We start from the raw sequence: 23,788 nt of genomic DNA on the forward strand, positions 1-23,788 counted from the left end.
GGACGACGGCGCTCAAGCCTTCCCCACCGCCATGAGCGCGAAGGCGTAGATCAGCGCCACCTCCTCCAGCCGGTCGAACCGGCCGGCGGCGCCGCCATGGCCGGCCTCCATGTTGATCCGCAGGAGCACCGGCCCGCCGCCCGTCATGGTGGCGCGCAGCCGCGCGACCCACTTGGCCGGCTCCCAGTAGGTGACGCGCGGGTCGGTGAGCCCGCCGAGCGCCAGGATCGCCGGATAGTCCTTGGCGGCGACGTTATCGTAGGGCGAGTACGACAGGATCGTCCGGAAGGCGGCCTCGCTCTCCCCCGGGTTGCCCCATTCGGGCCATTCCGGCGGGGTCAGGGGCAGCTCCGCGTCGAGCATGGTGTTGAGCACGTCGACGAAGGGGACGTCGGCGACGATCCCGGCGAACAGCTCCGGCGCGAGGTTGGCAACCGCCCCCATCAGCATCCCGCCCGCCGATCCGCCATGGGCGACGATGCGCTTCTCGGCGGTGTAGCGCGCCGCGATCAGGGCCCGGGCGCAGGCGATGAAGTCCGTGAAGGTGTTGGGCTTCTTCTCGCGCTTGCCGTCGAGGTACCAGCGCCAGCCCTTCTCGGTGCCGCCGCGGATATGGGCGATCGCGTAGACGAAGCCGCGGTCGACGAGGCTCAGCAGGTTCGTGCGGAACGCCGCCGGCATCAGCGTGCCGTAGGAGCCGTAGCCGTAGAGCAGCAGCGGCGCGCTGCCGTCGAGGACGAGATCCCGCCGGTGCAGCAGCGAGATCGGCACCTGCGCGCCGTCGGGCGCGGTGGCGAAGAGCCGCCGGGTCACGTAGGCGGCCGGATCGTGGCCGCTCGGCACCGCCTGACGCTTGCGCAGGACCCGCGTGCGCGCCGCGCAGTCGTAATCCCAGGTCTCCGACGGGGTCGTCATCGACGCGTAGACGAAGCGGATCGTGGCCGTGTCGAAGGCGAGGCCGGCGCGCAGGCCGAGGGAATAGGCTTCCTCCTCGAAGGCGACCGTGTGCTCGGCGCCGTCGGCCAAGTCGCGCACGACGATCCGCGGCTTGGCGTTCTCGATCTCCAGACGGATCAGGTGGCCGGTGAGCAGGTGCAGGTGGCGGATCATCACCCCGGCCCGGTGCGGCACGAGGTCGGTCCAGTGGGCGCGGCCCGGATCGTCCAGCGGCGCGGTGACGATCTTGAAGTCCTCGGCGCCGTCCGCGTTGGTGCGGATGAACAGCCGGTCGCCGCGATGCTCGACCCCGTAGATCAGCAGCGGCGTGCGCGGCTCGACGAGGCGCAAGGGGGCGTCCTCCGCTTGCCGGTCGAGGAGCCGGACCTCGGAGGTCTCATGGTCGCTCACCGTCACGTCGAGGAAGGCGCCGGACTGGGTCTTGCCGATATGGACGAAGTAGCCGGCATCGGCTTCCGTGTAGACGGTCTCGTCCTCGCTCTGCCCCGTGCCGATGCGGTGCCGCATGACCTTCGCGGGTCGGTGGTTGGCGTCCACCGCCACGTACCAGAAGCTTGCCCCGTCCGCGGCCCAGACCGCCTCGCCGGAGGTCGCGTCGACCCGGTCGTCGAGATCGAGGCCGGTGGCGACGTCGCGCACCCGGATCGTGTAGAGTTCCGAGCCCTTGGTGTCGGCGCTCCAGGCGAGTCGTTCGTGGTCGTCGGAATGCACCGCGGCGGCGATCTCGAAGAACGGCAGGCCCTCGCCCTCGCGGTCGCCGTCGATGAGGATCGTCTCGTCCGGGTCCGGCCCCGTTTCGGGCACGTCGGGCGACGTGGCCGGCCGCCGGCAGATCAGCGGGTGCTGGCCGCCCGCGCGATGGCGGGTGTAGTAGGCGAAGGGCCCGTCCGGCTCCGGGACGCCGCTCTCGTCCTCCTGGATGCGCCCGCGCATTTCGGCGACCAGCTGCCGCCGCAGCTCCGTGCTCCCGGCGAGCGCCTGTTCGGCGAAGGCGTTCTCGGCCTTCAGGTAGGCGGCGATGTCGTCGGGCAGCGCCGACGGGTCCTTGAGGACCGTCTGCCAGTTCTCGGCCTTCAGCCAAGCGTAATCGTCGGTGATCTCATGCCCGTGGACGCTGAAGCGTCGCGGCCGGACCTCGGCGACCGGCGCGCCGGACCGGTGAGCGAGCAAGCCGTGGCCGATCTCCGTCATTGTCTCTCCCGTCGGGTCCCGTCACGTTCGGGTGACGGGATGTGTCCCGCCCGGCGCCGGGATGCAAGGCACCCGGGGCGCAGGGCGGCAGGGCGAGGGCTGTGTTGCGGGGCAGAACGGCGCGGTAATCCCGGGATCTGCGTCACCCCGCCGTCCAGGGGCATCCGGGCCGGGCGCACCGCGCCCGGGGTCTGAACGCCATCGGCTCGGCCGTCCGAGCGGCAGAGAGCCGCCGAGAGAGCCGCCGAGAGAGCCGCCGCGCCCCGCGGCGTCGCATCCGCGGGGCGATCTCCATCCACCGTCGTCCGTTCAGCGGCTCTTCTTGTAGAGCTTGCTCGCGATCTCGAAGATCTCCTGGGGCGCGTAGTTGGGCGCGAATGCCCCGTAATTGCCGTCGAGCTCGGGGATCTTGCCACCCTCGGGCAGACCGTCCACCACTTCCAGGTTGCCAGGCGGATCGCCGGGCAGCGCTACCTCGTCGTTCGACCACACGCCCGCCGCTTCCTTGTAGTCGTCGGGGCTGAACCGGTAGAGGCGCCGGTGCGAGCCCTCCTGCAGGTATTTCTGGCATTCCGGTATCTTGTCGAGGACGATGTTCGGCGTGGGCAGCATCTTCTCGATCTCGACGCCGGTGAGCTTCTTGAGCGCCAGCGCGTAGGCGTGGGCGTGGACCGAGCCGCGCACCAGGAGATAGCCGCAGACCTCGCGACCGGTCGGGTCCGTCAGGGTCTCGTAGACGCGCAGCTTGTGCAGGCGGGCGCCGCACTCCAAGTGGAAGTTGTGCAGCAGGTCGATGATGATGTTGCCCGTGGTCGTGACCATGTCGACGTTCCACGACTGGGCGTTCGAGTTGACAGGTGTCGCGCCGCCGCCGTTCGACAGGAAGCTGCCGGCCAGCCGGATGTCCTGCATGTCGTGGAAGGGGGCCTTGGAGACGTCGACCTCCTCGGTGTCGTCACCCGGACCGTTGTTCAGCATGGCGATGCCGGTTGAGACCAGCTCGACATGCCCGAGTTCCTCCGCGAAGATGCTCGATACCAGGCTGTAGAAAGGGCGCAGCTTCGACTTGTTGCGAAAGTTGAAGCTTTGGAACATGTAGTTTCCGAGCGTCGACATCTCGCCGTATTTTCCGCCGAGCAGCTCCTGCAGGGCGGCAGCGGCGTTGGGATCGGGCTTCTTCGGCTGGGGCAGTTCAGCCTGAAGGCGGTCGAGCTTCATGAACATGCGAGCAGCTCCGTTTGCGCGGTGTGCGCAAGATGGCATCTGTTCGGGCGGATGATTGTTCCTGTCGCCTCGCAGATCGACAGGTGCAGGATCTGGCAATTACGCCAGGCGGGATTACGAATTCCGCCTCGATACGGTGGCAGCTGAGAAGCAGCCCGTCGCATATCCATCCGCACCGGCCGGCCCGCTTTCGCCCCCTTTCGGCCGTGCGGAACGCCGTCGCCGCTTCCGGGGCGCGGCCCCTTGTTCCGGGGCGCGGCCCCTTGTCGGCCAGCCGGCAGCTTCGGCTTGGAACGGGGCGCGGCCCCTGGCGCGTCGCGCCGAAGGGGGCATCCGCCTCCGACCCATGCCGGCCGCCGGGACGGCCGTCGGCCGAGCCCGAAAGCAGCCCCGCATCCGTCAACTTCGGCTCGCGGTGGAAAGCGGCCGCCAGGTGCCGTTCCACACCCGGAATTGCAGACATCACGTTCTGAGCGGACGCTTCGCCCTTCCCGTGAGAGGGTAGATCGGCCCCGATCGCCGAGGCATTCGCGATCGGGCCGGTCCCCATCACCGCCGTATCACGCGCCGGGATTACTGACGGTCGTCCAGCTCCGGCACGCCGCTGCTGCGATCGGCGTAGGCCGCTCGAAACGCCGGGCGCTCCTGCCATCGCCGCCAGAAGGCATCGAGGTGCTCGAACCGCTCGTCCAGCGGCGTGGCGCAGACGGGGAATTTCGAGAAAGCCACCGCCGTCGCCAGCGTGATGTCCGAGAAGGTCGGCGCATCCCCGCCCAACATCCAGGCGCGGCCGTCCGACAGGTGCCGGTCCACGAGCCCCGCGTGAGCCAGCGCCTCCTTGCGGCAGTGCTCACCCCAGGCCGGATTGTGCGTCAGTTCGAGCTTCGGACCCAGCCCACGGTGCAGGACGTGGAACATCGTGGTGATGCGATAGAGGATGTGGACCCAGATGCGGCTGTCCCACATCGCGTCCAGGCCCTGAGCCATTGGGGTTTCGCCCAGGATGCGGCGGCCGGGGAAGGCTTGGTCGAGGTAGCGCACGATGGCGGTCGTCTCGGACAGGATCTCGCCGTCGGCGAGGCGTAGGGTCGGCGTCTCGCCCCAGGGATTCATCTTGAGGTGTTGCCATCCCCGCTGCTCTCCACCGGGGGCCATGTCGTAGATGACCTCATCGAACTGATTGGCGATGCCCTTCTCGTGCAGAAAGAGGCGCACGCGCTGGGGGTTGGGGAAGGCCGAGGGCGAGGTGAAGAGGCGGGGCTTGTCCGTCATCGTAGCGTCCTCCACGGGCACCTACCGTGCGTCAGGTAGGTGCGGTCGGAATAGGAGCTTCACGCATGGCCTGTCAAAGCCTATCTGGCGTCAGGTAGCAGGGGGCCGAGATGAGTGGCGTCACGATGCGGGACCGGATCATGGAGGCCGCGCGGCTGACCGTGCAGGATCTCGGATACAGCGGACTCAGCTTCCGTGAGCTCGCCAAAACGGTCGGGATCAAGAGCGCCAGCATCCACTACTACTTTCCGACGAAGGGGGCGTTGGTCGAGGCGATCGTGAGGCGCTACATCGATCGCTACGAGCGCTACCTCGACGAGGTCCTGAACGACGCCACGGACCGCACGACCGTGATGCGGCGGTACACCGACGTGTTCCGGGACACGTTGCTGAACGGCAATCGCATGTGTTTGGCCGGGATGCTGGCGGCGGAACGGAACGACCTCCCTGCCGAGGTCCGGACCGAAGTCGTCCGGTGGGGCGAGATGAACGAGCGCTGGATCGCGCGGGTGCTGGCCCCGGGGGAGGGGGATGCCCCGGAGGAGATCCGGCGGCGGGCGAAGGCCATCTTCGCGGCGGTATCGGGCGCGCAGATGATCGCGCACGGCCGGGACGAAGTCGCCCACTACACCGATGTCATTGCGGCTTACCGGGAGAGCGGCCTTATCCCGTGACTTGGGTCGCGTATTCTATGACGGGACGCGCCGAGGGGCCGGGGTGGGGCGTCAGCGAGAGGCAAGGCGAGGTCCGCGTCGATGCGTTGCCGTTCGAAAGCGGAGCAGCTGAGATCCACCCAAAGCGGCTATTGCCCTCCCGGCCCGAGTCGGACGTCCGATAGATCTCCGATCTCCCGAGGAGCTGTTCGTCGGCCGTGCGACGAACCCGGCGGGGTGCGCGGGCGGCATCACGCGGCACAACAAGGGTGAACGGCGTCACCTTTGTCCGCGAAGGCGTGGGTGGAGCCTCGCTGCGCGTTTGCCCTGGCCGCGATCAAAAGCTGTAACCGACACGCAGTCGCATCTGATGACGGTCGAAGCTGGACAAATCGAGCGGACCGGGCTCACCCGCCGACTGCCCGGCGATCTGGAAGCTCCAGGTGAATGAGGCCCAGGCATGCGGCGACAGGGTCACATAGGCCGTAGGCCCGAGATACGCGGCCTGACCCGCGAGCCGGTCCAGCGTCAGGCCATCATAGGTCCAGGCATAACGGACCTCGCCGCCGAGGAAGTAACCCGGTTGCACGCGGTAGGCCAAGGCGCCGGCGACCTCGACGCCTGACCCAGCCACGCGCGCGTCCGTCGCGTTCATCCGGACCGATGAGAATGCGAAGCCGACGTTGACCGCAGCGATCAGCATGTCAGGGATGACCTCGCGGTCGGCCAAAAGCCCGACCTCGGTGCCGAAGCTGCTGGCCGGTGCGCCTGATCCCCCGTCTACGGTCCCGTATCCCGGCACGAGGTTGAGGGTCAGGCCGAAGGGCGCGGTGCGGCGGTCCAGCAGACGCAGACGGGTTTCGAGGAAGCCGCCGTTGAACCCGCCCGTGGTCCGGGTCGGGTCGCCGGGCACGCCGATATCGTAGGCGTTGAAGGTGATCCCCGGCGCCAGGCGGAAGTCGCGGGTGAGTGGGACCTTCAGAGCGAGCCCGCTGTCGACGGCCAGGAAACGGCCCAGGCGCTTGCCCAGGCGCCCGCTCGTCTCCCATTCCAGCTCGACTTCCCCGGGTACGCCGAGGTCGCTGCCTTCCGTGAACCCGAACAGATGCTCGCTGTCGAGGTCACCGGGCGTCAGGTTCTCGGCGGCGGTGGGAAGGGTCTGCGCAAGCGCCGGTGCCGTGAGCTGCCCGAGCATCACCGCGAGCCCGCACAGGAGGGGGCCTGACACCGGCGACCGATGTCGGGCGGACGTCTGCCGCATAGCCATGACCCATCATTATAGCCTGTGCTATATGTATTAGGCGTTGCGATGACGGGCCGTCAACAGCCAAGGCTCACGGAGAGGGGCGGCCCGGCTCACGTGCCTTGCCGCCGTCCGATGCCTTTCATTCAGGCGGTCCCGGACAGGTGCGAGGTTCGTCGGCCGGGGGGAGCGCGACGTCTGCTGCGCCGGCGGGATTGCCGAACGCGGACCGATTCTCAGTGGCCCGGCGCGAAGCTCTTCACGGACAGGAGATCGAGGGGCCGGATGTCGGGCGGGCTCTCCAGCATGTCGTGCTGCAGCGTTCGCAATGATTTGACGATCTGACCGTGGATGTGATCCTCCCGTCCCTCATGACTGAGGAACGTGTCGTAGATGCCGTAGGTCAGGTCGTCGATCTGGAAGGCGTACCAGGTTATCGTGCCCGCCTCATCCTCGGCGAATTGCTGCATGTCATGCAGCCACGTTTCCAGCTGCTCCTTCGTCTCCGGCTTTGCCTTGAGCGTGACCAGAAGGCCGACGTTGCGGGGTGAGGTGCGCAGCGTAACCGGGCCCGCGCTGCGCCGAGCCGACGCCTGGGCCGCGCCAACCTTGAAGGCCGCGCCGGGATGATCGTCGCGCAGGCGGCTCTGACCGTAGACCCGCTCCCGGGCTGTCTGAGGACGGGCGGGTCGATCCTCCGGGATCAGGCCGCGGCGGCGAAGCTCCGGGGTGATCAGATCCCGAAAATCTTCGAACGTGCCGTAATTCGTCACCCGGGCGATGTTGAATCCATCGACGTCGGCGACGTCGAGCCATTCTTCCAGATGATCGACGATCGTCCTGGGGGACCCGACACAGCTCGCGCTCATCCCGCCCACGCAGAGCCACTCGGCGAGCCGCCGCGGCGTCCAGACGAGTTCGCTGTCCACGCGCGTCAGCATATCGCTGAAGGCCCGGATGCCGTCCCCCTGGAACTGATCGAGGGGCTTGTCCGGATCCGCGCCGGAGAGGTCGATGCCGGTCCAGCCGCCCCAGAGCGCCAGGGCCGCATCGACCTGCGCGCGCGACTTGATCAACGCCAGCTTCTCCTGGGCGGCTGCATCGGTCTCCGCCACGATCGGCGTCAGCATGATGATGATCTTCAGGCTGCGCGGATCGCGGCCCTGCTCCGCCGCCAGCATCCGATACTGATCGACGACGGTGCGAGTGTCCTTGGGATTGGTGCCGATGAGGAAGACCGCCTCGGCGTGGCGCGCGGCGAACTTCCGTCCCCGGGCGGAGGCGCCGGCCTGGAACAGGAAGGGCGTGCGCTGCGGGGAGGGCTCGCACAGATGTGCGCCCCGGACCTTGTAGTATTTGCCGGCGTGCCGAATGTCGTGAACCTTGGAGGGGTCGGTGTAGAGGCCGGTCTCGACATCGCGCCGCACCGCGTCGTCCTCCCAGGAGCCTTCCCACAATTTGTAGCAGACTTCCATGAACTCATCGGCCATGTTGTAGCGCTCGTCATGGGCGATTTGCGTGTCGAGTCCGAGATTGACGGCCGCACTCTGCTGGTAAGACGTCACGATATTCCAGGCGACACGACCTTTCGTCAGATGATCCAAGGTGGTCATCGTCTTCGCGAACTTGTAGGGCAGCTCGTAGGTCAGCGAGACGGTGGCCCCGAAGCTCAGATGGGTCGTGGCTGCCGACATGGCCGCGATGGTCATGAGCGGATCGCCGACCGGCGCCTGCGCGGCCGTACGCAGCGCCGCATCGCGGTTGCCGCCATAGACATCGTAGAAGCCGAGCACGTCGGCGATGAAGAGCGCATCGAACCCGCCCTGCTCCAGCACGCGGGCCAGCTCGATCCAGTATTCAATATCCTTGTAATTGTGCGTCTGGTCTCCCGGATACCGCCACATGCCCGGGTTCTGATGGACGACGCAGTGCATGTCGAAGGCACTGAGGAAGATGTGCGGTCGCGTCGCTCGCTGATCGATCAGCATAATTCTATCCATCGGCCGGAAGAAGGGCGGTGTCGCGGACGGAAGCCGCGCGCGTCTTTGAGGCGGGTCTTGCGACGCTAGATCTTGGACGCGAGGATCGAGATGGCCCGAAAGTCTGGCGGGCCGACGAGGATTTCCTCGCCGATGCGGCTCAGCAAGCGGCCGACCTCCCCATCCAGATGGGACTTGCGTGCGTCCTCGTCGAAGAACGTGTCGAAGATGCCGAAGCGCGTCTCCGAGATGCGGTAGGCGTACCACGTCGCGGTGCCGCCCTCGCGGATGGCGGTCGTGAAGGCGGCGTGGAGCGTCTGCGCGACCTGCTCCTGCTGCCCGTTCTTCGCCTCCAGGGTTACGACGAGACCGTGGGTCGGCCCACGATGCGCTCCGGCAGCCGAGGCTCTGTCGGAGGGAGACGCGGGTTGACGGGTCATGGCGTGGCCCTCCGGCAAGGCTATCGTGCGTGTGCGATCACAATCGACTGGTCTCTGAGTGAGATCGTTTCGCAGTAAGTCCGATTTGATCGGCCTTCCGCTTCTTACATTAGGGAAAGTATTGCAATACGGACCGCGGCATTAAGATTTAAATTTTGCATGTCGGCGGGCGGGATAAAAGACTGCTCTTCAAACGGCCACGGGGGCAAAAGAACGTGCTACGCCGCTGTCGGGCGGGTGCGACGATGCGGATTCCTGCGCCGGTCCCGCAGGCGCCACCCGCGTCGGGCATCGCGACAGCCGGCTCGGGGTGGCGGGCTGGCCGTCGCGACGCCGGCATGGGTGGGGCGGTTGTCGAACCGAGGCCTGCCCGCCGACCAGCCGAGACGGGTGGCTGTCGTGTGGGCCTGCGTCCCGTCCGACGGGGCAGGCGGAGCGCCCCGAACCGAGCCAGGACCTCACGGACGGCTCGGGAAGGGATGTCGGGCCGGCTCAGAGCCGACTGATACCTTCGGATCGTGTTCGGCTAGATGCGGACGATGGAAATCCATCCGGCGCTGACTTCCTGCCTCCGGCACTTTCGACCGCATGATACGGCCTTGGTTACGCCAAATGTCGGTCTCGATCAGGAAGATGACACGCGATTATCGTGTCGTAGAATTTAGTATTGATATTTGATATTTTCATTCGCATTTTGATATTTTAAGGGAAAATTTAAGATCGATCGCTATTTTCGTCGGTGTAGATGTCGGGGCTGCGCTCGGGTCATGAGAATTTGGTTCTCCAGACTTTCGATCAAGCACCGCCTTGTCGGCGTCCTGGGCCTGCTCATCGGCTGTCTGCTTCTCGTCGACGGCCTGGGTCTCCACGCGGTCGGCACCCTCGCCGATGACCAAGCCCACCTCGGCACCAACACGTTGCCGAGCGTCCGATATGCCGGCGAACTGCGCGGCGACGTCATCGATGTGCGCGTCAGCGTCGTCAACCACATCCTCTACACCGACGCTGCCCGCATGCAGGCCGAGGAGGCCGCCCTGTCAAAGAAGACAGAGGCCACGGCCGCGGCGATGCGCAACTTCGCGCCGCTGATCGGCGACGCGCGCGAGCGTGAACTCTTCGACGGGTTCCGCCGTGAATGGCAGAGCTATCTCGCGGCGATCCCCGCCGTGCTCGAATACTCGCGGACCGGGCATAAGGACTTGGCGCTGCGCGAGAGCCTCGTCGGCGTCCGCCCGCACATCAAGGCGGCCTCCCAGGCTCTCGAAGAGATCGTGGCCCTCAACAATGCCAAGGGCGAGAACGCCGTGGCGCAGGGGGTTGCGACCGCGTCCAAGGCCAAGCGGCTCATGCTCGCCATCGGCGCCTTGGCGCTCGTGGTCGCCACCATCCTCGGAACCCTGATCGTGCGGAGCATCGCCGCCCGTGTCCGGGCCGTGCTGGAACCGATGCGGCAGTTGGCGGCTGGGGATCTCGCCGTCGCGATCCCGCACCAGGGCGAGGCGAACGAGATCGGCCAGATCGCCGACGCCGTGCAGGTGTTCAAGGAGGCCGGGATCGAGGCTCGGCGGCTGGCCGCGCTGCAGGCCGAGGCCGATGCCGCCAAGATGCGCCGGGCCGAACTCCTCGACCGCATCACGCGTGATTTCGAGCGGGAGGCGGGTGCGCTCACGGGCGAGCTGACCGCGGCTGCAACCGAGATGGAGGCGACCGCCGCATCGATGACGGAGATCGCGGCGCAGACCAATACGCTCGCGGTCAGCGTCGCGGTTGCCGCCGAACAAACGTCCGGCAACGTGCAGCAGGTTGCGAGCGCGACCGACGAGATGGCGGCCTCCGTCCAGGAGATCAGCGGACAGGTGACGCATTCGGTCGCGATCGCCGGCACGGCCATCGCGCGCGCCCAGGAGACGGGCACCATCATTCAGGAGCTGTCCGACAGCGCCGACCGGATCGGCGTTGCGGCGGGCCTGATCTCGGGCGTGGCGAGCCAGACCAATCTGCTCGCCCTCAACGCCACCATCGAGGCGGCCCGCGCGGGGGAGGCCGGGCGCGGCTTCGCCGTGGTGGCCGCGGAGGTCAAGACACTGGCCGAGCAGACAGCCCGGGCGACGCAAGAGATCAGCGCCCGGATCGGTGCGATCCAGTCCGCCACGCGCGGCGCGGTCGAGGCGGTCCAGGGCGTGAGCCGCACGATCGACGACATGTCCGGCATCGCCACCCACATCGCCTCGGCGATCGAGGAACAGGGCGCGGCCACGCGCGAGATCGCGCGGAACGTCCAGGAGGCCGCACACGGGACCCGGCAGGTCACGGATCACATCGGATCGGTGCGCGAGGGCGCCGGCGAAACAGGATCGGCTGCGACGCAGGTTCTCGGTGCCGCGCGCACCCTCGCCGTCCGGTCCGATGGGCTGAGCCGAGCCGTCCGCAAATTCCTGGACGAGGTCCGCGCCGCTTAGTGGGGGAGGGGCCGCGGGGATCGACGCCCGTCTGCCACGCCGATGCCGGTCCACCTCAGACGCCCTGGCACGCCCCGCCGTCTCAACCGTCCCGCGGCAGGGGGAGGCCGGTAAGGCGGCTGTGATCGTTCGCCCAAACGGTATCCTGCGGTCAGGCGCGACCTCCAGGCGGCTCTCCTGGGGCATATGTCGGCCTTCGACGCCCTCGACCGGGTGGTGCGGACGTTCCGTCGCCACGGCATCGCGCTCCCTGTGGTCGGCATGAACGCGGCGACGGCAAGCCGGGTCGAGCGGATCGGCCCGCACGACAAGCCCGGGGCGGCCTGCGCGGTCGGCGGCCCTTGATCCGACCGAAGGCTATCCGCGCGCGGGCTGGCGGTTCGTGAGGATGCTCGCCCGGCGCGCTGCTTACGGTAATCGGATCGCTCCCGGCCCCGAGGGGGCATTCGGCGCACGATTCCTGTCCGGCTTACGGGAGATGGCCAGAGCGTCCAAAGCGCGGCGATCCGTCGGTCTGTCTGCGAGAGCGGCTTGGAAGGGGGCGCGGGCACTTGCCTGCCCTATGCCGACATGCTCCCAATCACCGGGCGCGGACGGCCACGATCAAGACGCCCTCGATCCGACTGGCTGTCGGGGGCGAAAGACTGGCCTTGTCGTTGTAGAGGAAGGCCGCATGGTAGATCTCATGCGAAATAAGGCAAACGTGATCGCGTTCTACGAGCTGATGTTCAATGAGTGCCGTCCGCGTGAAGCAATCGAGCGGTATGCCGGCGACACTTACATCCAGCACAACCCGCATGTGGCCACGGGCAAAGACGGCTTCATCGCCTATTTCGAGCGCATGGCGCGTGAGTGGCCGGGGAAGCGGGTGTCGGTGAAGCGGGCAATTGCCGAGGGCGATATGGTCGTGCTGCATTGCCATCAGCACTGGCCGGGCGACCACGATTACGCGGCCGTGGACCTTTTCCGTCTCGATGAGAACGGCCGGATCGTAGAGCACTGGGACGTGCTGCAGATCCTGCCTGAGGCCTCAGCCAACCCCAACGGGATGTTTTGAACGGCGACACTCGCCTCCGCATCGGCGTGCCGCACGATTCGAGGCCGGCATGCGGGCGCGTCGCGCGGGCGCTGCGGCGGGTCGTGAGCGGATGGGTGGCCTCGTCCGCTTCCGCACAAGGCTGCGTGGGGGCGGACGGGCAGGCCCCCCCCCCTGGCTGTCGATCCAGGGGGCTGGTTCGGGTATGAGCCTCGCGACCGGGGCGGTGACATCAGCCCCGGTCGCGATCGGCGGGTCCTGTGGCGCTGGGATGCGTGCCAGGGCCCGCCGCCCTTGAGGCTCGTTGGCTACGGCTTGTTGGCTGGGGCCGGGTTGGTCGTCGTCGCCGGAGGCGCCGGGTTTGCCGGTGCGGTGCTGGCAGGCGGCGGAGGAGGCGGGGGTGTCTCGGCCTTCTTCTCGTCTTTGCAGGCCGTGAGCGCGAGCAGGCCGACGAGCGGCAGCAGATAGCCAATACGCATGAGCGTTCCTCCTGTTTGGACCGGGTAGGCGGTAAGGAACGTCACCCGACCGCTGTTCGATCCGGCGCGCGGTGATCCCGGCCCCGCGCCTGATGCCGGTTCATCATGGGTATGGTCGCGGCTGCCCACCGCCACCGGTCTGATTTGGATGTCCCGCGAGACCATCCGGAACAATTCTCTCACCCCGTTCCATCATCGCAGACCGCCAAATCGGGACGGCACGGAGCGGGGATCGCGAGATTCTGCTTCGGGCCGGAAACAGGCGCGGCGACGACGTCCGCGGCCCTGAATTCTTGCCCGAAGGCGGACCGGGGGAAACCCACCCCGAGCGGTCGCTCCGTTCCCCACCCATGGGGCCTAGGGAAGGCTGTCATGCCTTCCCGGGAGCAGCGCGCCTCGCCCTGGTCCCGAGCAATCCGGTTCAGGTGGATGGGCGCTTCAACGGTCTTCGGCGCTCTTCATGCGCAGGCGCCGACGCGTTATACGGCAGCGCTTGAGGTCTGATGTGTTCAGGACGTGCCCAGGTGCCGGACTATGAGGAAGAAGCCCGCATCATTCGCGAGCTGACGCGGGCGGGCGCCGGACCAGACCCTTTCTCGTCGGCCGTTCGCGCCACGCGCATGCCGATGCTCATCACCGACCCGCGACAAGACGACAACCCGATCGTCTTCGCCAACGCGGCCTTCACGCGGCTGACGGGCTATGGACGCGACGCCATCATCGGGCGGAACTGCCGCTTCCTGCAGGGACCTGCGACCGACCGGGCGGACGTCGCGCGCTTGAGGAGCGCGATCGACAGCAGGACGCCGATCGAACTCGACCTCCTGAACTATAAGAAGGACGGCTCGACATTCTGGAACCGCCTCCTCGTCTCTCCCGTGTTCGGGGAAGACGGTCAGCTCACCTACTTCTTTGCGTCCCAGTTCGATGTCACCCTGGAGCGTGAACGTCTGGTTCGCCTCCAGCGCGACCGCCTTGATCTGGAGGCGGAGGTCGCGCGGCGCAATGTCGAGTTGCAGGCGAGCGAGGAGCGCCTGCGCTTTGCCCTCGAGGCGGGGCAGCTTGGAAGCTGGAGCATCAACCTCGACACGGGGCATCTGACGGCGTCCGACAGCTGCAAGGCGATCTGCGGACGCCAGCCCGACGAGCCGCTGAGTCTCGAAGAACTGCGCGCCTCCATCCACCCGGACGATCGTGCGGTCCAGCAGGACGCGATTGAGCAGGCGATCGCGAACCGGTCGCTTCTCGACGCCGAGTATCGCCTGACGACGCCCGCCGGTCAGGAGCGATGGGTCCAGATTCGGGGGAAGGCGCATTACCGGGCCGACGGGACGCCGATCCTGATCACGGGAACATCGCAGGACATCACGGACCGTCGGGCGGTTCAGAGCCATCGCGCGCTGCTGACCCGCGAACTCCACCATCGCATGCAGAACACGCTGGCCTCGCTGCAAGCCGTCGTCTCGCAGACCATGCGGCGCGCCAACTCGCTGCAGGACGCCGCCGCGACGCTGACGGCGCGCATCCAGGCGATGTCGGCCGCCAATACCCTTCTGATCACGGAGGATTTCGGCAGCGTCTCGATGCAGGGCCTCATCATGCGTTCGCTCGCTCCCTTCGGGGTCGAAGACGGCGACCGCTTTCAGCTCTCGGGACCGGATCTGCGCCTGCCCCCACAGGTTGTCGTCGCCTACGCCCTGGCACTCCATGAGCTGGCGACCAACTCGACCAAGTACGGCGCGTTGTCTGTCGCCGCGGGTGTGGTCGACGTGGCGTGGAGCGTTCAGGGCGGGAAAGAGCCTCCGCTCCTCCATATTCGCTGGCAGGAGCGCGGAGGTCCCCCTGTCGTGGCCCCGCGGCAGACGAGCTTCGGAACCCAGCTGATCAAGCGCGTTTTGGCCACGGAGATCGGTGGGCGGGTCGATATCGACTACCGCGCCGAGGGCGTCGTCTTCACAGCCGTCGCCCCGTTGGCGAACGCCGACCGGGATGACCGCGCTCAGACCGAATAGCGCCGTCCGCCGGCCATCCGGTTCCTGCCCCGGGCGGACCGTCGTCGGCCCGAGCGACCCGGCTTTCGGTTGAGGGACCGCGGGAGCCACGTCCGACCTCGGGCGTTGCATGACGGGCCGTGGCGTCGAACACGGTCGCCGGTTCGATCCCGAGGTGCCGCCATGGTCGCGATCCCCAATCCGTCGCCGGATGCGCAGGACGATCACCCCGAGGCGGATCTGGACCGGGTGAACGACCTCCTCGCCGTCTGGGCGGCCCGCTCCGCCGCCGAGAGCGCCGCGCTCATCGAGCGGTTCGAGGCGATGGGCTACGAGGTCCGGGACAAGTCCGAGGACGAGATCGCCGAGATCCTCCATCGGGCACCGACCCGTGCCGCGCGAAAGACCGCGGCGCGATAGCTGAGAGTTGTAGGTAAAAAAACCTTGAAATTCTGAGTTTTCCTGATATGGTGGCCCCTCGGTGCGTCCGTGGTGAACCATACGGAACAAAACATGAACAAACCTTTCAAGGGTGGCCGCGTGGCTTCGGTGCAGGCGCGGCCGCGCGGCGCCGGACCTGGGGATCTGCCGGCGGATGCGTGCCGCCTTCTGGCGCGACTGGGCGAGGCGGGCGCCGATGCGCGGCCCGATCCCCTGGTTGAGGATGCGCTGGTGATCCGGCGCAGCGGCGGCGGTGTCTCGGTGGGGGGCGGGCGCTTCGCGGCCGCGGACGGCCGGGCTCTGGCCGCGGCCGATCTGGCGACGTGGAACGAGGCCGGCACGCGGCTGACGATCACGGAGGCCGGGCGGGCGCGCCTGCGCCGGCAGGCCATGCCGGGCGATCTGGCCTTCGCGGCCCAGCACCACGACCTCGCCGTCGTGGAGGGGGGTGGTGCGGGGCCGACCCTCCGCAACGCTGCCGAGAACCCCCTGGCCTGGATGGTGCGCCGACGCGACCGGGACGGCACGCCGCTCATCGACGCGGCGGCGTTCGAGGCCGGAGAGCGGCTGCGGCGGGACATGACCGCCGCCGCGTTGCTGCCGCGCATGGGCTCGGATTTCGGGGCCCCCCGGGTCGATGGCGGCGGTCCCCGCGACCCGGCCAGCGCGGCCGACCACGTGATCGCGGCCCGGCAACGGGTGCGCGGGGCCCTCGATGCGGTCGGGAGCGACCTGTCGGGCCTGCTGATCGACCTCTGCGGTTTCCTCAAGGGCCTGGAGCGGATCGAGGCCGAGCGGCGCTGGCCGGCCCGCTCGGCCAAGGTCGTGGCCCGCATCGCCCTGGGGCGGCTGGCCGAGCATTACGGGCTGGAGCGGGAGGCGACGGGGCCCGATCGGGGCCGCCTGCGCCTCTGGCGGGGGTGAGGCCCCTCAGGCCCCGGCGGCGAGCCGGACCGCGTCGCGGTGGATGCGTTCCGCCATCGCCCGCACGCCGTTGGAGCGCTTCGAGGTCACGTGGGCGCCGAAGCGGAGCTGCCGGAACAGGTCGAGGCCGTCGGTCTCGGCGGCCTCCCGGGGCGTCTTGCCGGTGTAGAGCGCCACCATCAGCGCCACGAAGCCGCGGACGATGAACGAATCGCTGAAGCCGTGGAGGACGAGGCGCGGCGTGCCGTCGGACGGCTCCGCCTTCGTGTCGATCCAGACCTGGCTCTCGCAGCCATGGACGCGGTTCGCCTCGGTCCGCTCCGACTCGGGCATCGGCGGCAGGGCGCGGCCCAGCTCGATCAGATACTCAAGCCGCATGTCGTCGTCTTCGACGATCTCGAAATTCTCGATGATGGTGTCGATCGGAGGAAGCATGCTCGGCCGGGTCCGGTAGGGTCCACGCCGCTATAGGCCGACCGCGCCGTCATGGCGACGGGGCCCGGCGACGCGGTCGCTCATTGCGCGGCGGGGCGGGTCGGCGGCAGGGTCAGCCACAGGGGATCGCCTGGGCTGGCATCGCCCGACACGCTGATCTCGGCCTGGGCCGCGTAGGCGGCGATGAGGCGGGGGCCGAGCTTCGGGACGTTCGACCGGCCGGAATCGGCCATCTCGCTCACCCCGGAGACGATCGACAGGCGCGCCGGGAGGCCGGACTCGATGTCGATGGCGATGGAGCAGGCGACGTGCTCGGCCGTGGCGTCCAGGCACTCGGCGACGATCTCGGCGACGATCATCCCGAGGGCGTTGGCGGTACGCGGCTCCACGAGGCCGTTCCCCGAGCCGCCGACATGGACGCTGATCCGCCCGGCCCGCCGGAGCTGCCCGAGCCCGGAGGCGAGGCGGTGGAGGTAGTCCTTGAGGTCGATCGACGCGATGTGCGGCGCCTCATGGAGATGTTGCTGCACCAGCGCGATCGCCCGGACCCGCTGGCCCAGGGCCTCGAAGCTGCCCCGGCAGGCATCCGGCGCCGCCCGGCCGTAGAGGCCGATCAGGCTGACCATCACTTGGAGGTTGTTGCGGACCCGGTGGTAGACCTCGGCCAGCAGCGCCTCCTTCTCGGCCAGCGCGTGCTCGATATGCTCCTCCGCGTGCTTGCGGTCGGTGATGTCGAAGCAGGAGCCGAGATAGCCCTGGAACCGGCCATCCTCCATGAGGGGGCGGGCCGTGTCGAGCAGCCAGCGGTACTCGCCGTCGTGCCGCCGCAGCCGGAACTCGACGGTGAACGGCGCCCGCGCCTCGAAGGCCTCGGCGACGATCCGGGCATGCCGGTCGAAATCCTCGGGATGCAGTCCGCTGCGCCAGCCGAGCCCGAGTTCCGCCTCAAGGGGGCGTCCGGTGAATTCCAGCCAGCACTCGTTGTGGTGGATCGCGTGACCGGCCTCGTCCGAGCGCCACATCATCAGGGGCACGACGTCGGCGAATCGCTTGAAGCTGTCGCTCAGGGCAGCGGCTTCCGCGGTCCCCTGTGCCGGACCCCGACCAGGATCCCCCGAGGGGCCGTTATCCGGCGGTTGTGCCGCGCCGGACCCTGGTGGCTCACCGACCATTCTGTACCTGATTCACTTTGACGAACTGCGTAAAAGGCGATGCCTGCGTGCGGATGGCGCCGGTCAACGTGTCGACCGGACGGCCGTTCCGGTCTTCCACCGCCTTCAACAGCGCACTTTCGGCGACGATAGCCGCGATACCTTTCGAGCCCGTTCCGCGCCCCGCCGCCCTGCGCGCCCGAACCGGGGCGCACGGCCGGACCGCACGCGCCGGCGAGCCGGTCGGGCAGACCGGCCATCATGCGGGAGCGACAACTTGTGAGTGACGATGAGATAACTTTAGATAGTTCGTGACGCGATGCTCTGGTTGTGTCTGATGGTGTTTGACACAACCTTGAGGGCGCCGTGCTGCCTGCCCCGATCGCGACCGTTCCCATTCTCCGCCGGAGGGGCGCCGGTGGCGACGCCAGCCGGTGGCGGATCACGCTGCGGCCCAGAGCCTTCCGCCGGGGCGCTGCCCGCTGGTGCGCCCTCGGTGGCTGCCTCCTCCTCGCCATGGCGGGCAGTGCGACCGCGCGGCCCTTCTCCGAACCGGACGACCGGAACCTCGACCGGCACGGCCATTACCGGAGCCGGGACGGATCCGAGGTCCATCAACCGGCCAAGAGCCTCGACGGCGCCAAACCGGCCGGCGCCACTGCCAAGTGCCGGGACGGGACGTGGAGCTTCAGCCATACCCATCGCGGCACCTGCTCCCGCCACGGCGGCGTCGCCCGGTGGGAAGGCTGAAGCCCAGGGCGAGCTCTGCCTTAAATCCTATTCCGGGCCAAGAATAGGAATTTGCGCTTGACACCGTCGCGCTGCCCGTGTATCAACACGGCACGGTCGAGACGTGTGCGGAGAGACGCCGATGTGGCCACCTCCTCCCAGCAGGGCGGATAGCCGCGCCGAGGCCCTGAAGCTTCTCCGAGAGACCGATCTGCCGTTCGACGCGATCAGCGCCCGCCTCGGTGTCCATCCGAGCACGGTCCGCACCTGGAACGTCCGGGCCGGCTGGCTGAGACCGCGGAAGCATCGGCCCAGGCTCCTGACGGCGCGGTGGCCGGCGGCGCGTCGGGCGGCGCTGATCCGCCTGCTCTGCACCCCGGGCGCCGATCCCGGCGACGTCACCGAGATCCTGGGACTCGGCCGGCTCGATGCCGCGATGCTGGCCTCGGCCTTCGGGGCGGATCTGCCGCCGACTTTGATCCGGCGCGGCGACCCGGCGACCGATCCGGCGACCCTGCGGACGCATCTGCGCGCCCACATCCTCCGGCAGATCGCCGCCTTCGACGCGACGCTGAGCGGGGTGGGGCCGGCCGCGCGCGACTCCGCCCGGATCCTGCGCGACCTCGGCGGGCTCAAGCGGCTCCTCGACACGGTGGATGCGGACAGGGCGCGGAGCGCGGGGGAGGAGGGGGGCGATGGGAGCGAACCCGACCTGCCCGCCCTGCGCGCGGAGATCGCGCGACGCTATGCTGGCTTTGTCGGCGGCCGGACGGCTGCCTGACTTCCTCGGGACCCTGCCTCAGGACCTGCTCCGGGCCCTGGCCGGCGACTGGCTGCATCAGGCCCGGCCCGATCAGCTGCCGCCGCCCGAGCCCTGGACCACCTGGGCGGTGATCGGCGGCCGCGGCAGCGGCAAGACCCGCACCGGGGCCGAGTGGGTCGACGCCCTCGCCCGGGGCGATCCGGCCTTCACCGAGGACCCGATCGGACGGATCGCGCTCGTGGGCGAGACCCATCTCGACGTGCGCGACGTGATGGTCGACGGTCCCTCGGGACTCCTCGGCCTGCCGGCGCGGGGGCGCGCCCGCCCGGTCTGGTCGCCGAGCCGCCGCCGCATCGAGTGGAGCAACGGTGCGGTCGCGCTGGCCTTCTCGGCTGAGGAGCCGGACGCCCTGCGCGGTCCGCAATTCGGCGCCGCGTGGTGCGACGAGGCCGCCAAATGGCGCCGGCCGGACGCCGCCTTCGACATGCTGCAATTCGGCCTGCGCCTCGGCGCCCGGCCGCGCAACTGCGTGACGACGACCCCCCGGCCGGTGCCGCTGATCCGCCGCCTGCTCGCCGATCCGCGCACGGTGGTGAGCCGGGCCCGGACGCATGACAACGCCGCGCATCTCGCGCCGGACTTCCTCGACCAAGTGGTCGGGCGCTACGCCGGCACCCGGCTCGGCCGTCAGGAACTCGACGGCGAGCTCATCGCCGACCGGGACGACGCCCTGTGGAACCGCGCCGCGCTGGAGGCGGGTCGGGTCGCCGCCGCGCCCGATCTCGGCCGGATCGTCGTGGCGGTGGATCCCCCGGCCGCCTCCGGGGCGCGCTCGGATGCCTGCGGGATAGTGGCGGCCGGGCGCGCGGGGGGGCACGCCTACGTCCTGGCCGATGCGAGCCTCGCCCGTGCCACCCCGCAGGCCTGGGCGGGTGCGGCGCTGGCGCTCTATCACCGCCTCCAGGCCGACGCCCTCGTGGTCGAGGTCAACCAGGGTGGCGAGATGGCCGCCGCCGTGCTCAGCCAGTGCGACCCCGCGGTGCCGGTCACGCGGGTGCACGCTACGCGCGGCAAGTATCTCCGCGCCGAGCCGGTCTCGCTGCTCTACGCTCGCGGACTGGTCCACCATGTCGGGGCGTTCCCGGCGCTGGAGGACGAACTGTGCGATTTCGGGCCGGACGGCCTGTCCGGCGGGGCCTCGCCCGACCGGCTCGACGCCCTCGTCTGGGCGCTGACGCATCTGATGCTCGGGCCGCAGGCCGAGCCGCGGATCCGGCGGCTTTGACCGCGGCTTCTAGAAAACAATTCGGCGCGCTTCCGTGAGAAGCGCGCCGGAGGTGGTTCGTGGTCTCTGGAACGAACTGCATCCTGTATACACAATGTCGTGCGCCAGAGCTGTAGCTGTCCTGCCACGGCGTGCCGTCCCGTGCTGGGAATCCCCACCACAATTCTTTCCGCTTGTGCGACGGCGGCGGGTGGATCGGGCCGCGCATCCTAGGGGCACGATCCTTGCCGTCAGCTGGGGGCGCCGCAGGCGCGCCCGGCATACAGGACCCCGGGCCCTCGGCGGGTCCTGCAATCCGGACGGTCCAGCACGGGGGGCGCCGTCATGGAGGCGCGGTCAGGGTCCGCAGGGCGGCCCGGACGTCGGCCAGGGAGCCGACCAGGGCATAGCAGGCGAAAGCATGCGCGCCGGCGGCGGCGTGCGTCACCCGGAACCGGCAGCTCAGGCGGTTCGCTCCGGCCTCGGCGGCGACCGCGAAGCCGGGGCGCGGCGCGTCGGGCTCCTGCTCCGGCGGGCCCGGCGCCCAGACCGCCAGGGCGTGCGAGCCCTCCGGCGTCGCCAGGATCACGGGGTCCGGCCGCTCCCCCGGTTCGGGATCGAGGGGCGCGATCCCGCCGCTGGCCGGGTCGAAGCGCCAGGCCGACGAGAATTCCGCCGGCACGGCGGCGGCGAGGGGTTCGAGCCGGAGCGCCGCCGCGGCCTCGGCCAGGTCGAAGCGGGCCTGCACCTCCACGGCGTTGCCGAGGCCGGGCAGGCCGAGGGCAATCCGCTTGTGCAGGATCGGCGCGGGCAATGCCGCGGCCGCGGCGCCCGTCGGGCAGTCTGACGGGGGCTCGTCGGCGGGATCGGACGGCCCGTCCCAGGCCATGCGGGTCTCGGTCTCGGCCCAGCTCCGTCCGGCGCGCAGGGCGCGGAGACGGCGCGCGGCGGGTTCGCCGGTGGGGTCCTGCGGGGTGCCCGCCTCGCTCGCCCGGCGGCAGCCGCGTCCGGACCCGACCTCCGCCCGCGCCTGCAGGGCATCGCCCGGTTCGGTATCGGCCAGGAACGTGACGCCGTCCCAGGTCAGGGTGTCCACCGCTCCGGCGACCCGCCGGGACAGGCGCAGGCTGATCTCGGACCGGCCGAAGGGGCGCGCCAGGATCAGGGTTCCATCGGGTTCCGGCCAGAGGGGCGCGGGCCCGGGCGCATCCCCGGCCCGGGCGGGCGCGGCGAGGAGCGCCGCGACGAGGCCGCCGAAACGGGCGGCGCGGAAGCGCGCCCGGAACCGCGCCTGGGGCCGTGTGGGGAACCGGGGCTGCATCGCGTGACCATAGCTCAGGAACGGACCGGCATGTCGACCCTCCTCGAACGGCTGGCGCGGGTGGCGCGCCGCGCCAGCGGCGGCCCGGTGCTCGCCACCAAGGCCGCCGCGGCCCCGGCCTTCGCCCTCTATGCCGAGGGCCGGGCCAGCTGGACGCCCCGCGATCCGGCGGCCCTCGCCCGGGCCGGCTACCAAGCCAACCCGGTGGTCCACCGGGCGGTGCGGCTCGTCGCCGAGAGCGCCGCGAGCCTGCCGCTGATCGCCACCGGCCCCGGGGCCGAGCGGGCGGGCGACCTCCTGGCGCTGCTGGCGCGGCCGAACCCCCGGGAGAGCGGCACGCACCTGCTTGAAACCGTCTATGCCGATCTCCTGCTCGGCGGCACGGCCTATCTCGAGGCGGTGAGCCTCGACGGGCGGATCGCGGCGCTCCAGGCTCTCCGGCCCGGGCGCATGCGGATGCTGCCGGGCCCGGACGGCTGGCCGACGGCCTATCTCTATACGGCGGGCGGACGCAGCCGCCGGTTCGATCTGCCCGAGCCCGGGACCGCCGTGGCGCCGATCCTGGCGCTGGCGCTGTTCCACCCGGACGACGAGACCGGCGGCCTCGCCCCGATCGCGGCCGCCGCCGCGGCCCTCGACATCCACAACGCCGCGAGCGCCTGGAACAAGGCGCTCCTCGACAATGCCGCCCGGCCGTCCGGGGCCCTGGTCTTCGCCGGGGCGTCGCTGTCCGAACCGCAATTCGACCGGCTGAAGGCGGAGCTGGAGGCGAATTACCAGGGGGCCGCCAATGCCGGCCGTCCCCTGCTGCTGGAGGGCGGCCTGGACTGGAAGCCCCTGGCGCTGTCGCCGCGGGACATGGATTTCGTCGCGGCCAAGAACGCGGCGGCCCGGGAGATTGCCCTGGCCTTCGGCGTGCCGCCGCTGCTGCTGGGACTGCCCGGCGACAACACCCACGCCAACTACGCCGAGGCCAACCGCGCCCTCTACCGCCAGACCCTGATCCCCCTCGCCACCCGCACCGGGCAGGCGCTGGCCGGCTGGCTGGAGCCCGCCTTCGGCCCCGTCGACCTGGAGCCGGACCTCGATCGGATCGAGGCGCTGGCGGTGGAGCGGGAATCCCTGTGGCGCCGGGTCGAGGCCGCCGATTTCCTGTCGGTGGCGGAGAAGCGCGAGGCGGTGGGCTACCCGCCCGCGATGCCGCAGGAGCCGGGTTCCCGGTGAGGCGCAGGTCTCCTTCCTCCCGGCGCGGGGGAGGGAGGGCCCGTGGCAGCTCCGAACGTCCCCTCACGACCCGCTTCACGCGAGGATCCCCCCATGGACGGGCATTTCTCCGGCTATGCCAGCCTCTTCGGCGTGCCCGATCTCGGCCGCGACGTGGTGGTGCCCGGCGCCTTCGCGGCGAGCCTCGCCCGGCGTGGGGCCGCGGGGGTGCGGCTCCTGTTCCAGCACGATCCCGCCGAGCCGATCGGCCGGTGGCTCGCCCTGCGCGAGGATGGCCGCGGCCTGTTCGCGGAAGGCCAGCTCAACCTCGCGGTGCAGCGCGCCCGGGAGGTCGACGCCCTGATGCGCGGCGGCGGCCTCGACGGGCTGTCGATCGGCTTCCGCACGCTGCGCGCCCGGAAGGGCGCCGGCGGCGAGCGCCGGCTGCAGCAGGTCGATCTCTGGGAGATCTCGCTCGTGACCTTCCCGCTGCAGCCGGGGGCGAGGGCGAGCCCGAGCCCCGGGCCGGATCCGGAGGCCGACGCGATCCGCGGCCTCGCCGGCCTGATCGCCCCGCTCCGCACCGCCAGACCCGCCGCCCGGCCTCGGCTGGCCGCGCGGTCCTGACTTTCA

Annotated in this window: 21 protein-coding genes and 1 pseudogene; 12 read left to right on the top strand and 10 right to left on the bottom strand. The window is 69.7% G+C overall.

Annotation, left to right across the window (positions count from 1 at the left end; translation table 11 throughout):
* Positions 1-12: 12 nt before the first annotated feature.
* The 3 genes from P9K36_RS27735 to P9K36_RS27745 form a co-directional block, all read right to left on the bottom strand.
* Positions 13-2,148: a S9 family peptidase gene (locus tag P9K36_RS27735; RefSeq protein WP_043388945.1), complete on the bottom strand. Its 2,136-nt coding sequence runs from the start codon at positions 2,146-2,148 to the stop codon at positions 13-15.
* A gap of 309 nt (positions 2,149-2,457) precedes the next feature.
* Entirely contained in the window at positions 2,458-3,372 is a 915-nt protein-coding gene (locus P9K36_RS27740) for a manganese catalase family protein (protein ID WP_043355261.1), read from the bottom strand.
* A gap of 573 nt (positions 3,373-3,945) precedes the next feature.
* Entirely contained in the window at positions 3,946-4,644 is a 699-nt protein-coding gene (locus tag P9K36_RS27745) for a glutathione S-transferase N-terminal domain-containing protein (protein ID WP_043388943.1), read from the bottom strand.
* Positions 4,645-4,754: 110 nt separating this feature from the next.
* On the opposite strand from P9K36_RS27745, the gene P9K36_RS27750 reads away from it, so the two are divergent.
* On the top strand, positions 4,755-5,318 hold the full coding sequence (locus P9K36_RS27750; RefSeq protein WP_043388941.1) for a helix-turn-helix domain-containing protein: 564 nt from the start codon (positions 4,755-4,757) through the stop codon (positions 5,316-5,318).
* 316 nt (positions 5,319-5,634) lie between these two features.
* Here the strand turns inward: P9K36_RS27750 and P9K36_RS27755 are convergent, their stop codons facing one another.
* The 3 genes from P9K36_RS27755 to P9K36_RS27765 all read right to left on the bottom strand — a co-directional run bounded on the left by P9K36_RS27755 (position 5,635) and on the right by P9K36_RS27765 (position 8,959).
* Complete coding sequence (locus P9K36_RS27755; protein ID WP_236952771.1) at positions 5,635-6,492, bottom strand: hypothetical protein; 858 nt, start codon at positions 6,490-6,492, stop codon at positions 5,635-5,637.
* A 284-nt stretch (positions 6,493-6,776) separates the two neighbouring features.
* Positions 6,777-8,528 carry an LLM class flavin-dependent oxidoreductase gene (locus P9K36_RS27760; protein ID WP_347568045.1) on the bottom strand — a complete coding sequence of 584 codons (1,752 nt, stop codon included), beginning with the start codon at positions 8,526-8,528 and terminating at the stop codon, positions 6,777-6,779.
* 77 nt (positions 8,529-8,605) lie between these two features.
* Positions 8,606-8,959: a hypothetical protein gene (locus P9K36_RS27765; RefSeq protein ID WP_051976024.1), complete on the bottom strand. Its 354-nt coding sequence runs from the start codon at positions 8,957-8,959 to the stop codon at positions 8,606-8,608.
* A gap of 767 nt (positions 8,960-9,726) precedes the next feature.
* On the opposite strand from P9K36_RS27765, the gene P9K36_RS27770 reads away from it, so the two are divergent.
* The 3 genes and pseudogenes from P9K36_RS27770 to P9K36_RS27780 all read left to right on the top strand — a co-directional run bounded on the left by P9K36_RS27770 (position 9,727) and on the right by P9K36_RS27780 (position 12,475).
* On the top strand, positions 9,727-11,418 hold the full coding sequence (locus P9K36_RS27770; RefSeq protein WP_043760102.1) for a methyl-accepting chemotaxis protein: 1,692 nt from the start codon (positions 9,727-9,729) through the stop codon (positions 11,416-11,418).
* Between the two features lie 186 nt (positions 11,419-11,604).
* A pseudogene (locus P9K36_RS27775) lies at positions 11,605-11,763 on the top strand (sodium-independent anion transporter); the annotation flags it as partial.
* 328 nt (positions 11,764-12,091) lie between these two features.
* On the top strand, positions 12,092-12,475 hold the full coding sequence (locus P9K36_RS27780; RefSeq protein WP_043760103.1) for a nuclear transport factor 2 family protein: 384 nt from the start codon (positions 12,092-12,094) through the stop codon (positions 12,473-12,475).
* Positions 12,476-12,762: 287 nt separating this feature from the next.
* Here the strand turns inward: P9K36_RS27780 and P9K36_RS27785 are convergent, their stop codons facing one another.
* Positions 12,763-12,933 (bottom strand): hypothetical protein, encoded by a 171-nt coding sequence (locus P9K36_RS27785; protein ID WP_164706349.1) that lies wholly within the window; start codon positions 12,931-12,933, stop codon positions 12,763-12,765.
* A 524-nt stretch (positions 12,934-13,457) separates the two neighbouring features.
* On the opposite strand from P9K36_RS27785, the gene P9K36_RS27790 reads away from it, so the two are divergent.
* The 3 genes from P9K36_RS27790 to P9K36_RS27800 all read left to right on the top strand — a co-directional run bounded on the left by P9K36_RS27790 (position 13,458) and on the right by P9K36_RS27800 (position 16,289).
* A complete protein-coding gene (locus P9K36_RS27790) occupies positions 13,458-14,945 on the top strand; it encodes a PAS domain-containing protein (protein WP_052083755.1) in 1,488 nt (495 codons plus the stop codon).
* Between the two features lie 162 nt (positions 14,946-15,107).
* Positions 15,108-15,344, top strand: coding sequence for a hypothetical protein (locus tag P9K36_RS27795; protein WP_052083757.1), 237 nt, complete (start codon positions 15,108-15,110; stop codon positions 15,342-15,344).
* Between the two features lie 93 nt (positions 15,345-15,437).
* Complete coding sequence (locus P9K36_RS27800) at positions 15,438-16,289, top strand: DUF6456 domain-containing protein (protein ID WP_193376706.1); 852 nt, start codon at positions 15,438-15,440, stop codon at positions 16,287-16,289.
* A 6-nt stretch (positions 16,290-16,295) separates the two neighbouring features.
* Here P9K36_RS27800 and P9K36_RS27805 read toward each other — a convergent pair whose 3' ends face one another.
* Together P9K36_RS27805 and P9K36_RS27810 are read right to left on the bottom strand one after the other, a co-directional pair.
* Positions 16,296-16,724 (bottom strand): SufE family protein, encoded by a 429-nt coding sequence (locus P9K36_RS27805; RefSeq protein ID WP_043355266.1) that lies wholly within the window; start codon positions 16,722-16,724, stop codon positions 16,296-16,298.
* A gap of 80 nt (positions 16,725-16,804) precedes the next feature.
* Positions 16,805-17,896: a PAS domain S-box protein gene (locus P9K36_RS27810; protein WP_170861828.1), complete on the bottom strand. Its 1,092-nt coding sequence runs from the start codon at positions 17,894-17,896 to the stop codon at positions 16,805-16,807.
* Positions 17,897-18,241: 345 nt separating this feature from the next.
* Here P9K36_RS27810 and P9K36_RS27815 point away from each other — a divergent pair, with 345 nt between their 5' ends.
* The 3 genes from P9K36_RS27815 (at position 18,242) to P9K36_RS27825 (ending at position 20,652) form a co-directional block, all read left to right on the top strand.
* Positions 18,242-18,625, top strand: coding sequence for a DUF3761 domain-containing protein (locus P9K36_RS27815; RefSeq protein WP_236961838.1), 384 nt, complete (start codon positions 18,242-18,244; stop codon positions 18,623-18,625).
* A gap of 121 nt (positions 18,626-18,746) precedes the next feature.
* Positions 18,747-19,385 (top strand): helix-turn-helix domain-containing protein, encoded by a 639-nt coding sequence (locus P9K36_RS27820; protein ID WP_043760106.1) that lies wholly within the window; start codon positions 18,747-18,749, stop codon positions 19,383-19,385.
* Positions 19,351-20,652 (top strand): terminase family protein, encoded by a 1,302-nt coding sequence (locus P9K36_RS27825; RefSeq protein ID WP_193376707.1) that lies wholly within the window; start codon positions 19,351-19,353, stop codon positions 20,650-20,652. Before P9K36_RS27820 ends, P9K36_RS27825 begins: the two co-directional genes overlap by 35 nt.
* Positions 20,653-20,974: 322 nt before the next feature.
* On the opposite strand, the gene P9K36_RS27830 is transcribed toward P9K36_RS27825, so the two are convergent.
* The gene (locus tag P9K36_RS27830; protein ID WP_043760108.1) at positions 20,975-21,952 is read right to left on the bottom strand and encodes a hypothetical protein; all 978 of its coding nucleotides are present in this window, start codon (positions 21,950-21,952) and stop codon (positions 20,975-20,977) included.
* A gap of 30 nt (positions 21,953-21,982) precedes the next feature.
* Between P9K36_RS27830 and P9K36_RS27835 the strand changes: the two genes are divergently transcribed.
* Positions 21,983-23,176 carry a phage portal protein gene (locus P9K36_RS27835; RefSeq protein WP_278306268.1) on the top strand — a complete coding sequence of 398 codons (1,194 nt, stop codon included), beginning with the start codon at positions 21,983-21,985 and terminating at the stop codon, positions 23,174-23,176.
* A gap of 93 nt (positions 23,177-23,269) precedes the next feature.
* Positions 23,270-23,782 carry an HK97 family phage prohead protease gene (locus P9K36_RS27840; RefSeq protein WP_043760111.1) on the top strand — a complete coding sequence of 171 codons (513 nt, stop codon included), beginning with the start codon at positions 23,270-23,272 and terminating at the stop codon, positions 23,780-23,782.
* The last annotated feature ends 6 nt before the right edge of the window (positions 23,783-23,788 follow it).

The organism is Methylobacterium sp. 391_Methyba4 (genome assembly GCF_029691625.1).
Taxonomy (GTDB): domain Bacteria; phylum Pseudomonadota; class Alphaproteobacteria; order Rhizobiales; family Beijerinckiaceae; genus Methylobacterium; species Methylobacterium fujisawaense.